The organism is Mesorhizobium sp. M7A.F.Ca.CA.004.12.1.1, assembly GCF_003997835.1.
Classification (GTDB): Bacteria; Pseudomonadota; Alphaproteobacteria; order Rhizobiales; family Rhizobiaceae; genus Mesorhizobium.
In genome coordinates, this window is record NZ_RZRK01000108.1 from 1 (window position 1) to 11,210 (window position 11,210).

At 61.6% G+C, this 11,210-nt stretch carries 12 protein-coding genes; 4 read left to right on the forward strand and 8 right to left on the reverse strand.

Features of this window, described 5'->3' with window-relative positions:
* Window positions 1-851 (reverse strand): amidase (locus tag EN984_RS08275; protein WP_127383696.1); only part of this gene is annotated, 851 nt, incomplete at its 3' end.
* A 120-nt stretch (window positions 852-971) separates the two neighbouring features.
* Between EN984_RS08275 and EN984_RS08280 the strand changes: the two genes are divergently transcribed.
* A complete protein-coding gene (locus tag EN984_RS08280) occupies window positions 972-1,319 on the forward strand; it encodes a GFA family protein (RefSeq protein WP_127268321.1) in 348 nt (115 codons plus the stop codon).
* A 60-nt stretch (window positions 1,320-1,379) separates the two neighbouring features.
* On the opposite strand, the gene EN984_RS08285 is transcribed toward EN984_RS08280, so the two are convergent.
* Window positions 1,380-2,288, reverse strand: coding sequence for an SDR family oxidoreductase (locus EN984_RS08285; protein ID WP_127268320.1), 909 nt, complete (start codon window positions 2,286-2,288; stop codon window positions 1,380-1,382).
* A 99-nt stretch (window positions 2,289-2,387) separates the two neighbouring features.
* Between EN984_RS08285 and EN984_RS08290 the strand changes: the two genes are divergently transcribed.
* The 3 genes from EN984_RS08290 (at window position 2,388) to EN984_RS08305 (ending at window position 5,055) form a co-directional block, all read left to right on the forward strand.
* Window positions 2,388-2,966: a TetR/AcrR family transcriptional regulator gene (locus EN984_RS08290; RefSeq protein WP_236383011.1), complete on the forward strand. Its 579-nt coding sequence runs from the start codon at window positions 2,388-2,390 to the stop codon at window positions 2,964-2,966.
* Between the two features lie 515 nt (window positions 2,967-3,481).
* Window positions 3,482-4,453 (forward strand): AraC family transcriptional regulator, encoded by a 972-nt coding sequence (locus EN984_RS08300; RefSeq protein WP_164748935.1) that lies wholly within the window; start codon window positions 3,482-3,484, stop codon window positions 4,451-4,453.
* A 170-nt stretch (window positions 4,454-4,623) separates the two neighbouring features.
* The gene (locus tag EN984_RS08305) at window positions 4,624-5,055 is read left to right on the forward strand and encodes a DUF4437 domain-containing protein (protein ID WP_127268317.1); all 432 of its coding nucleotides are present in this window, start codon (window positions 4,624-4,626) and stop codon (window positions 5,053-5,055) included.
* Between the two features lie 116 nt (window positions 5,056-5,171).
* On the opposite strand, the gene EN984_RS08310 is transcribed toward EN984_RS08305, so the two are convergent.
* The 6 genes from EN984_RS08310 to EN984_RS08335 all read right to left on the reverse strand — a co-directional run bounded on the left by EN984_RS08310 (window position 5,172) and on the right by EN984_RS08335 (window position 10,935).
* On the reverse strand, window positions 5,172-6,257 hold the full coding sequence (locus EN984_RS08310) for an ABC transporter ATP-binding protein (RefSeq protein WP_127268316.1): 1,086 nt from the start codon (window positions 6,255-6,257) through the stop codon (window positions 5,172-5,174).
* Window positions 6,258-6,363: 106 nt separating this feature from the next.
* The gene (locus EN984_RS08315; protein WP_127272298.1) at window positions 6,364-7,467 is read right to left on the reverse strand and encodes an ABC transporter ATP-binding protein; all 1,104 of its coding nucleotides are present in this window, start codon (window positions 7,465-7,467) and stop codon (window positions 6,364-6,366) included.
* Window positions 7,464-7,685 (reverse strand): hypothetical protein, encoded by a 222-nt coding sequence (locus EN984_RS08320; protein WP_127268335.1) that lies wholly within the window; start codon window positions 7,683-7,685, stop codon window positions 7,464-7,466. The genes EN984_RS08315 and EN984_RS08320 overlap by 4 nt, the downstream gene beginning before the upstream one ends.
* Window positions 7,682-8,641: a carbohydrate ABC transporter permease gene (locus tag EN984_RS08325; protein WP_127268334.1), complete on the reverse strand. Its 960-nt coding sequence runs from the start codon at window positions 8,639-8,641 to the stop codon at window positions 7,682-7,684. Before EN984_RS08325 ends, EN984_RS08320 begins: the two co-directional genes overlap by 4 nt.
* 1 nt (window position 8,642) lies before the next feature.
* Complete coding sequence (locus tag EN984_RS08330) at window positions 8,643-9,548, reverse strand: sugar ABC transporter permease (RefSeq protein WP_023812446.1); 906 nt, start codon at window positions 9,546-9,548, stop codon at window positions 8,643-8,645.
* A 70-nt stretch (window positions 9,549-9,618) separates the two neighbouring features.
* Window positions 9,619-10,935 (reverse strand): extracellular solute-binding protein, encoded by a 1,317-nt coding sequence (locus tag EN984_RS08335; protein WP_127268333.1) that lies wholly within the window; start codon window positions 10,933-10,935, stop codon window positions 9,619-9,621.
* Between the last annotated feature and the right edge of the window lie 275 nt (window positions 10,936-11,210).

Genomic DNA, 11,210 nt, shown 5'->3' on the forward strand with positions numbered 1-11,210 from the left:
GAGCCACGCTTGGTCGCCGCGCGCAAATCGGCGAGCAGATCGTCGATCGACAGGTCGGCGATCCGCGCGCCTGTCTGCTCGATCTTGCCAAGGCAGCGGTCGAACGCGGTCGCCACCTCGTCTTCCGTCTCTTCGAAAAGGACGCCGCGCGGAATGCCTATGCGAAGCCCTGCAAGGGCAATCGGCGCCAGCGCGGTCGGCACCTCGCCGGCCATCACGGCGTCGGCGGCGGCACACTGGGCGACGGTTCGGGTAAGCGGCCCGATCGAGTCCAGCGTGGCGGACAATGGGAACGCGCCGGCGAGCGGCACACGTCGCGCTGTCGGCTTGAAGCCGACGACACCGTTGAGTGAAGCCGGTATGCGTATCGAACCGCCGGTATCGGAACCGATCGATATTTCGCTTGTCGCCTCGCCGACGGAAACGCCTGCGCCCGAGGAAGAGCCGCCCGGAATGCGGCTGGCGTCCACGGCATTGCCAGGCGTGCCGAAATGCCTGTTGTCGCCGATCGCGGTGAAGGCGAATTCGGTCATGTTGGTCTTGCCTATGATGACCGCGCCGGCCTGCCGCAGCCGGCTGACGATGGCCGCGTCGCTTTGGGCGGGCGCCGCGGTCTTGCGCATCAGCGAACCGGCCGTGGTCGGCTCGCCGGCGACATCGAACAGGTCCTTGATCGAGACGACGGTGCCGTCGAGCGGCCCTAGCGTCACACTTGCCCGCTTGCGGGCATCGCTGGCATCAGCCGCGGCCCGTGCGGCTTCGGCATAGAGCTTCGTGAACACGTGCTCTTCGCCGGCACGGGCGGCGAGGCGCGCAAGAATGATTTCCAGATGATCACGAACGGATTGCATTTTCGGTGTCGGACTCCGGACGCCTCGAACGTCTTAAGGGGGTGCGGCCAGTGCATGGCTTGCCCAGACTTAACCCGGCGCAGGCAGTTTTGCACCCTGTCGAATACGAGGAAAAGCCCGATGCTCTACAAAGGCAGCTGCCACTGCGGCAAGGTGGCCTTCGAATTCAAGGCCGAACTGACCGGTGCCATCAGGTGCAATTGTTCGATCTGCACGCGCAAGGGCGCCCTGCTGTGTGCCATTCCGCATGAGACCTTGCGGGTCCTGGCCTGGGGCGACGATTTGGGCACCTACACATTCGGCAACCATGCCATCGCGCACCGGTTCTGCCGGGCCTGCGGCATCCATCCCTTTGCAGAGGATGTCCGCGAAGGGCGTGAACGCAGCGCCTACATCAATATCAACTGCGTGGCCGATCTCGATCCCTCGACCCTGTCGGTCTTCGATTTCGACGGGCGGTCCGCCTGACGCAATTCCAGGAAAAGTGCGCAGCGGTTTTCCGTCCGGAATTGCGCAGGAACCAATTACCTATCGATAGCCCGTCGCATCGGCGGGCTTGCCGGCGTCCTGAACCTCGGGAACATAACGCCAGGCGTCGGGCCGTGAGCCGTCGAGGTCGGTAAAGCCGTAGACCTGCGCCAGCCCGCCGCTGGACAGCGACTGTCCGTTCCAGCGCGAGCGGTCCGGATCCGCCGCCAAAGCCGCAACGGCGCGGCCGACGAAACGTGGCGTCTCGGAAATGACGAAATGCGGCACCTCAGTGGTGGCGTCGCGCCAATTGCCCTCGCTCACGCCAAAGGCTTCCAGCATCATCTCCGAACGCAGCCAGCCGGGCGTCAGCGACACGGACGTTGCGTCGTGTTTTGCGAGATCCTGGGCATGCGCCCATGCCATGCGCGTCAGCGCGACCTTGGCGAGATCGTAGAATGGCGACAGCCGGTAGTGATCGGCATTGTATTCGGCCGTGCCGTCTGTGACCTCGACGAGCAGCCCGCCCGGACGTTCGATCAACAGCGGCAGCGCATGGTGCGCGGTGATCAGATGCGTGTCGATGCCGAGCCGCAGCATGCGCAGGCCATTGTCCAGATTGTGGTCCCAGACCGGTTTGTCCCACTCGAACAGTTTCTCGCCACCCCAGATGTCATTCACCAGTATGTCGAGCCGGCCTTGTTCGGTGCGGATGCGCTCGACCAGTTTGCGCACATCGTCGGCCACCAGATGATCGATCTGAACGGCGATGCCCTTGCCTCCGTTCGCCGAGACCAGTTCCGCTGTTTCCTCGATGGTTTCGGGCCGGGCATATTCGGATTGCTGGGCGCGCGTGCTGCGCCCGGTGACATAGACGGTGGCGCCGGCTGCGCCGAGTTCGATCGCTATGCCCCGTCCGGCGCCGCGCGTCCCGCCGGCGACCAGAGCAACTTTCCCTTGCAGCGTCATTGAACTCTCCCAAAAACGGACTCATCGATCAGACAAGGCTGGCTTGTGCTGTTCGCGCCATATATATAAATGATCATTCGGTTATATCGGGATGTCAAGATGACACGGCCAAAAACCCAGTCCGACGAGCAGGTGCTGGAGACCGCGCACCGGCTAATCCACGAGCATGGTCCCGAAGCACTCACCTTCGAGCGTCTGGCAAAGGCCTGCGGTCTCTCCGGTGCAACGCTGGTGCAGCGCTTCAAGAACAAGGTGCAGCTGAAACAGCGCACTTTGCTGCACGCCTGGGACGGTCTCGACGAGAACACCAGAAAGCTGGCAGCCACCGTTCCCAGAACCCCCACCGGTGCGGTCGCGTTGCTGGTGGCGCTGTCGCAATCCTATGGCGGCATCGAATCCTATGCCGAAGGCCTGCTTGTCCTGCGCGAGGATCTGCGCGATCCCGTGCTCAGGGCGCGGGGTGCGGCCTGGAAGGCGTTCCTGTGCGACACACTTGCAGCCTGTTTTGCCAAGACGCCCAACCCGCCACGCGACATCGGCCTGCTGATGGCCTCGCATTGGCAAGGCTCGTTGCTGTGGTGGAGCTTTGACCCGGCGATCGAAGTGGCCGCCTATGTCGAGGACAGCCTGAACCGCTTCGTCGCTGCCATCACAACGGCGCCGGCCCGAAAACCGTGATGGTTCTTGGCGTCTCGGCTATGAATCCGATGCCGCCTTCGGCCGCGCCTTCAAGCGCGTCATCGGCTCGGCGCGCAGCCATCTCCGGGCCGAGGAACAGGCCGATATCCGCCAGGCCAGCTGACGCACAGGGTTTCGAACTCAGCTTGCCAAAGGCAGCAGCCAGTTCGGTGGTCCCGGCAGCTTTTCGCGATAGGAATTTTTTCTTGACTCGGTGACCTCAGCTATGCTACATTTCTGTCTATGGTGCTGATTTGCGCCAGTGACCCGCCGCACAGGCGGGTTTTTCGTTTGATGCTCCGTCCCTACGCCTGGCGAAAGCTCCGAAGGAACCCGTTGACCCGAGTTCGTTGCCCTGAGCCGACGCATGGAGGCCGTGACGGACTGGTGATTCCAGGCTAAAGCAATTCCAGGAAAAGTGTGAAGCGGTTTTTCCGTCCGGAATTGCGTCAAAACAAAGAGATAGAGCGGTTCAACGTTTCCGTTAAACGATGAACTGCTCTAGAAAAATCCGCATGGTTTTCACCTCGCCCAAGACTGCCTTGCCGGCCTCGGAGGGTCCGCTCACCGACATCTTGCGCGGATTGCGGCTTGATGGCGTCGACTATGGCCGCTGCGAACTTTCAGAGCCATGGGCCGTGTTGTTTCCTGCCCAGAAGGCAGCAAGATTTCACTTCATTGGCCGCCGCGGATGCTGGCTGTTCTCGCCAGCCGGAGAATGGATTGAGCTGACACCCGGCGATGCGTTGCTCTTGCCGCGCGGCGCCGAGCATGTCGTTGCCAGCGCGCCTGGCATTCCTGCCGTGCCGATCGAAAGCTACACTGTCGAGCCTTTGCAGGACAATGTCTTCAATGTCTCCAATGGCGGCCACGGCCCGAAAATCTTGCTGTTTTGCGGCAGCATGCACTTCAACCTGGACGGATCGCACCCCTTGCTGGGCATGATGCCGGACATGATGCGCGCCAAGGAATTGATGGCTGGCGAGCCAGGTATTCCGCATCTGCTGCAAGCCATGGCCGGCGAGATCACCATGAACCGCGCCGGTTCCGGCGGCATGCTGGCGCGGCTGGCCGACGTACTGGCTGCAAGCATCATCCGTTCATGGGTGGAAAACAGCGGCGGCGACACCAGAGGCTGGATCGCGGCGATCAGGGATCGCGACATCGGCCGCGTAGTTGCCGCCATTCATCTGCAGCCCGACAGGAACTGGACTGTCGAAGCGCTGGCGCGCGAAATGGGCGCCTCGCGATCGGCCTTCGCCGAACGCTTCACGGCCGTCGTTGGCGAAACACCGGCGAGATATGTCGCCCGGATACGCATGCACCAGGCGCGGCAATGGCTGATCGATGATCGGATGCGGGTTTCGGTGGTCGCCGCCAGACTGGGTTACGATTCCGAAGCGTCGTTCAGCCGGGCGTTCAAGCGCATCATAGGCATCGCGCCCAGCCACCTGCGCACCGTCGACGGCAGCTCCGAAAACCGCTGAGGCGATCCCGGATCCGCGGCCATGGATCGCAGGGTCTGGATGAATTGCCGGGTCTGGATGAATTGCCAAGCCTTCCGGACGCAATGCCATTGCCGGGCCACCCGCATGCAATAGCTTGCCATAACCAGGCAGCCAGAGGCCGGCGTCCAGTCGGTCCGAAGAGGAGAACCATGCCAGATCATCTGAAGGTCATCGCACTCGCCGTCATGCTTGCGGTTCCCGGGCGCGCCTTTGCCCTCGAGGACAGCTACCTGCCGGCCGACAAGATCCCCTATGTGGCGGAAGTACCCGACCAGCCGCATCGTCTTGGCCCATTGTGGGGCGAGCGGGCCAAGGGCCCGGCAGGCACGTTGCTGAAGGTTCCCGGCAACTGGCGTGCACCGGTCCATGCGCACACCGCGGATTATCGCGCGGTGGTCATAAAGGGGCTGTGGGCGCACTGGCAGATGGATGGCGGCGAGGCGACCAAGGTCGAACTGCCTCCTGGATCCTACTGGACCCAGAAAGCCAATGAGATGCATGACGACGCCTGCGTCTCCGACACGGAATGCGTGATCCTGCTGATCAACGACACGCCCTACGAAACCTACTTCCAGAAATAGGCTGGGATGCGGCCTCACGCATGTCGCCCAAAAGTGACCTCGGTTTTGGGAGAACGACATGCACAAAAACAAAGACCTAAAGCGCGTCGCATGAATCCGTTTCAGCGCGACGCGCTTTATGAGGCGTGCCGCAAGCTGACGCCGCTGCCCTTGTCGAACAGCACCACCTTGTCGGGGTTCCAGGCAAAGCGCACCGCCTGCTCGATGGCGACGTCGGTCCTGGCCGGCACGGTGGCACGCAGTGTCGCGTCGCCGACGCGCAGCGTCAGGATCTTTTCGACGCCGTGGTTCTCGACGTCGTGGACATGCGCCTCGACCGGCGCGCCGCTCTCGAGATAGACGTCCTCGGGACGAATGCCGAAGACGAGCGGGCGACCGTCGGTCGCCCCGCCCGCTTTGGCTCCCCCCGAAAAAGGCAGTTCGAAGTTCAACGGCGCCATCACCGCGCGGCCGTTCACAAGCTTGCCGTCGATGAGGTTCATTGGCGGCGAGCCGACGAAGCTCGCCACATAGGTATCGCGCGGATTGTTGTAGATCTCGTGCGGCGTGCCGGTCTGAACGATGCGGCCATGGTTGAGCACGCCGACCTTGTCGCCCATCGACATCGCCTCGATCTGGTCGTGGGTGACGAACAGGAAGGTGGCGCCGAGCTGCATCTGCAGGTTCTTCAGTTCAGTCCGCAGCGCCTCGCGCAGCTTGGCGTCGAGCGCAGACAGCGGCTCGTCCATCAGGAACACACGCGGCTTGCGCACGATGGCGCGGCCGATCGAGACGCGCTGCATCTCGCCGCCGGACAGCCGATCCGTCTTGCGGTCGAGCAGGTGCTCGATCCGCAGCGTACGGGCGGCACGGTCGACGCGATCCTTGATCTCGGCGTCGGGCAGCCGGCGAATTTTCGGCTTCAGCGGGAATTCGAGATTTTCGCGCACCGTGTAGCGCGGATAGAGCGAGTATTGCTGCAGCACCAGCGCCACGTCACGCTCGGCCGCACCCCAGTCGGCGACGTCGACGCCGTCGATGAAGACCTGGCCTTCGCTCGGCTTTTCCAGGCCGGCGATAAGCCGCAGCGTCGTCGTCTTGCCGGCGCCCGTCTCGCCCAGCAGCACGAAGAACTCGCCATCGGCAATATCGAGATCGAGCCCGGTGAGCGCAGTGTGGTTGCCGAAAGTCTTCGAGATGTTCTTGAGCTGGATATGGGCCATGTCTATCGTCCCGATCTCTTTTTCGAGGGTGTCTGCCCTCCGCTATAGCTCCGGGCGTTCGATTGTTCGAAAGGCCAAGTCATTGGCCTTTCGTGTCCTTCGGCCATCACAATCTCACTCCCAGCGACTTGCCGCTTGCCGTGTCGAAGAAATGCGCTTGGGCCGGATCGATCCTGGCGAACACCTTCTGGCCGGGACCGGCGACGAAGCCGCTCTTGGTGCGTGCGCGCAGCATCTTTGAGCCGACCTTGAGATCGACAATGTCGAAGGAGCCAAGCGGCTCGACGATCTGCGTCTCGACCGGCAAAAACCCCTCCGTCGCCTCGCGGCGGATGAGAACGCCTTCCGGCCGGATGCCGAGCGCGAGCTGGCCGCCTGCATGGCCGTTGAGCTTCGACAGCAGCGCCCGCGGGAACTCGAAGCCGGCGGGAGCCCCGCCGACCGTCACCGAGACCGAGGACGCCGTCTCGGCGACTGCCGCATCGGCGACGTTCATCACCGGACTGCCGACGAATTGCGCCACGAACAGATTGGCCGGGTGCGAATAGACCTCGTCGGGCGAGCCGACCTGCTGCAGCACGCCTTCATGCATGATGACGATGCGGTCGGCGAGGCTCATCGCCTCGATCTGGTCGTGCGTCACATAGATGGTTGTCGACCCCTGCTTGATGTGCAGCCGCTTGATTTCCGCGCGCATCTCCTCGCGCAGCTTGGCGTCGAGCGCGCCGATCGGCTCGTCCATCAGCATGGCCTTCGGCCGCCGCACCAGCGCCCGGCCAATGGCGACGCGCTGCATGTCGCCACCCGAGAGCGCCGATGGCTTCTTGTCCAGCAGATCGGTGATTTGCAGCGTCTTGGCGACGGAGCGAACCTCGCTGTCGATCTCCGTCTTGCTCTTGCGCGTGGCGCGCAAGGGGAAGGCGATGTTCTCGTAGACGCTCATATGCGGATAGAGCGAGAACGACTGGAAGACCATGGCAATGTCGCGGTCGGCGGCCTTTAGATGCTGGATCGGTTTGCCGTCGATGAGGATGTCGCCCTCGTCGATCGTTTCCAGCCCGGCGATGGCCCGCAGCGTCGTCGTCTTGCCGCAGCCCGACTGGCCGAGCAGAACGATGAACTCGTTGTCGGCGATCTTGAGGTTCAGGTCCTTGATGACCTGGACGGCGCCGAAGAATTTCTGGACGCCGCGAAGCTCGATCTGGGTCAATGCTGTGCTCCCGGATTGCGCACCTGGCCGGTGCCGGCCTTTTCCTCAGGCGCGATCTTGGAGGTTACGTTGAAGCCGACCAGCCCGATCAGGATGATGGTCAGGCCATATGTGTGCAACAACAGGTTCCAGGGCTGGCAGAGTGCTATGATGCCGAGCACCATCAGCACCTGCGAACCGGGCTCCAGATATTTCTGGTTGATGGCACGAAAGCTCATTTGCGAATCGCTCCGAAGGACATGCCGCGCAGCAGATGGTTGCGGAGCAGGAACGTGAAGATCGCGACCGGCAGCAGGAATAGAAAGGTTCCGGCGGCGATCACCGTCCAGTCCGGCAGGCCCGAGCCGACCTGGCTCGGGATGAAGGGCGGTGCGGTCTGGGCGCGGCGGTTGGTCATGATCAGTGCGAAGGCATATTCGTTCCACGCGGTGATGAAGCAGAACACCGCGGTGGCGGCGATGCCGGTGGCCGCCTCGGGCAGCACGATCTTGAAGAAGGCCTCCATGCGCGTGTAACCGTCGACCAGGGCCGCCTCTTCATACTCTTTCGGTATCTCATCCATAAAACCCTTCATCAGCCACACCGAGAAGGACAGGTTGAACGCGGTGTAGAGGATGATCAGGCCCACATGCGTGTCGTTGAGGCCGACCGCCCGGTACATCAGGAACATCGGGATCGCCACCACCACCGGCGGGAGCATGCGTGTCGACAGGATGAAGAAGAGCAGGTCAGCCTCCCCCTTCACCTTGAAGCGCGAAAAGCCATAGGCGGTGAAGGTGCCCATGCCGACCGCCAGCACCGTGGAGGTGATGGCGATGATCAGCGAGTTCATGAAGCGGCTCGGATAGCCGGACCATTGCACCTGGCCCTTGCCGTCGCGCACGATCTTTTCACCGCCGTCGAAGACGACGCGCTCCCACCAGGGCGCTGCCGCATACTCTTCCGGCGTCGGCGCGCTGCGCAGTTGCGAGCGCTTGGTGAACAGTTTGACGAAGGGCGATATCTCCGGCTGGAACACCACCGTCGGCGGGATGGTCGTGGCAAGATTGCGCGGCTTGAACGCCGTCGAGGCGATCCAGTAGATCGGCGCCAGGAAGATGATCGTCACCAAAAGGACGACGACGATGGCGACGCGATTGAAGCCGATTTCGGAAGAAGTGCGGACGGCGGCCATCTCAGCGCTCCTTCACCTTGTTGAGGTATTTGACGTAGATGTTGGTGATAGCCAGCACCATGATCAGCACGATGTAGGCAAGCGCGCAGGAGCGCCCGGTCTGCCATTCCTGGAACGCCATCTTGTAGAGCCGGATCGAGATCACCTCGGTGGTTGGCTGGCTGGTCAGGATGTAGGCGAGATCGAAGGTCTTGAACGCCTCCATGGTGCGGAAGATGATCGCGATCATCAGAATCGGCGCGACCAGCGGCAGCGTAATGCGAAAGAAGGTATAGAACGAGCCGGCGCGGTCGATCGCCGCCGCCTCGTAGAGGTGCTTCGGCACTGCCGACAGGCCGGCAAGCGACAGCAGCATGACGAAGGGCGACCACATCCAGATGTCGGTGATGGCAACCGCGTAGAGCGCCATGTCAGGGTTGGACAGCCACTCGAAATTGCCGAGGCCGAGTGCATAGTTGATGACACCCCATGATGGATCATAGAGCAGTTTCCAGAACAGACCGACGACGGCCATCGACAGCATCATCGGCAACAGCAGCAGTGTCGTCAGCAGGCCCTTCAGCGGGATATCGCGGTTGAGCAGCAACGCCACGCCAAAGCCGACGATGACCTGACCGACCACGGAGACGATGACATATTTGGCGGTGATGGCGAAATTCGACCAGATGAACGGGTCGTTCAGCAGTTCGCGGTAATTCTGCAGTCCGACGAAATTGGCCGCCGCCGGGCTCGACGCGCGAAAGTCGGTGAACGAATAGCCGAGCGAATAGAGCAGTGGAAAGATGTTGAAGACGATCAGGAAAACGATCGTCGGAATGATGAAGAGATTTCGGATCGTGAGATCGCTCATGCCGCGGGTGGCGGAGCGCGAGTTGGGATCCAGCGTGGTCATGACTGCAGTGGCCAAGGCCAGTTCCTTCCTTGAGAAAAGAAAACGGAAGGGGTGGGCTCCCACCCCTTCCGAGCGTTAGTACCGCTTACTTCACGCGGTTGTACTTCTTGAACGTCGCGTTCCAGTCCGCGGCGAGCGCATCGAGCACTTCCTTGGCCGTGCCCTGATTGCCGGTGATGTACGGATAGACGCGTTGGTTCATCGCGATGAGCAGCTCGGCATATTCCGGCGTCGCCCAGAAGTCCTTCACCTTGAACATGGTTTCGTAGAAAGCCTTGTTGTAAGGCGTGGCGTTCTGGAATTCAGGCGACTCGAGCACCTTGGCACTTGCCGTGTAACCGCCGAGTTCCGCCCACTTCTTCTGCGTCTCGTCTTTGATGAACCATTCCAGGAACTTCATCGCCTCTTCCTTGTTGTTGGAATAGGAGATGACGGAGATGCCCTGGCCGCCGAGCGCGGCGAACTGGTCGCCGTTCGGGCCGGCAGGGTTGGCGAAGAAGCCTGTGTTCTTGGCATTCGGGTTCGAGGCTTCGTTGATGAGCGCCGGGAAGAAGGCGAAGTAGTTCATGCTCATCGCAGCCAGATTCTCGGTGATCGCCTGGTTGTCCTCGATGAAGAAGCTCTTGGCCCAACCAGGAGGTGTGAAGGAATAGAGTTCCTTGTAGACCTCGAGCGCCTTGACGTTCTGATCGGAGTTGATGATCCCGTCGACCTTGTAAGTGGCATAGTCGCCAAGTTCGCCGCCGTAGGAGAAGATGGCGTTCTCGACGCCCATCACCAGGGCATCATATGAATTGTCGGTGTAGATGGCGACGCCGTAGCGCTTCTGGTCGGGACGGTGGAAGAATTCGGCAATGTCGCGCAGCGCCTTGAAATCCTTCGGCACGCCGAGATCGTAGCCATACTTGGCCTTGAAGGCTTCCATTTCCTTGGGGTCCTCGAACCAGTCCTTACGGTAGGACCAGCCGACTGCGTCACCCTCGGCCGGGATCGACCAGTACTTGCCAGAGGCCGACGGATATTCGGCGTAGTACTTGACAGTCGCCGGCGCCATCACCTCCTTCAAATTATGCTTGTTGAAGAAGTCGGTAAGGTCGACATAGTGGCCCGCCTCGGATGCGGCACCGATCCACTGCGAGTCGCCGACCACCATGTCGTAGGCGCTGCCCTTAGCGTTGAACTCGGTGAATGCCTTGGTCTGGAAGTCGGACCAAGGTGTGGTTTCGACCGTGACCTTCACGCCGGTCTCGGCCTCGTAGAGATTGACGAGTTCCTGCAAATAGTTCGCCGGATCCCATTCCGCCCAGAATATGGTGAGTTCTTTGTCCTGCGCGTAAACGGACGTTCCGCAGGCAAGCGTTAAGCCGATACCAGCAAGTGCGCTGGTCACTAACTTGCGCATAATGATTTCCTCCCTTGTGCGCGTTCTACCTTATCGTGCGAGCCGGCAACGGGGCCGGCCCTGGTAGTTCCTCCCGTGATCGCACCTTCCCGGTTTCGAGCCTCCTCGCCCCTGCCGGAAAATGGATCGCAGCCCTCACTTTCGATCCGCTTTTCTGATCCAATCTGGTATTACCAATTTTGCATGCGCGTCAAGCCCTTTCTTGACAGCTTGACGTGGCCATTGCCATCGGATTCCGGCTTTATCTGCCTGTTTTACCAAGATTTTCCTACTCC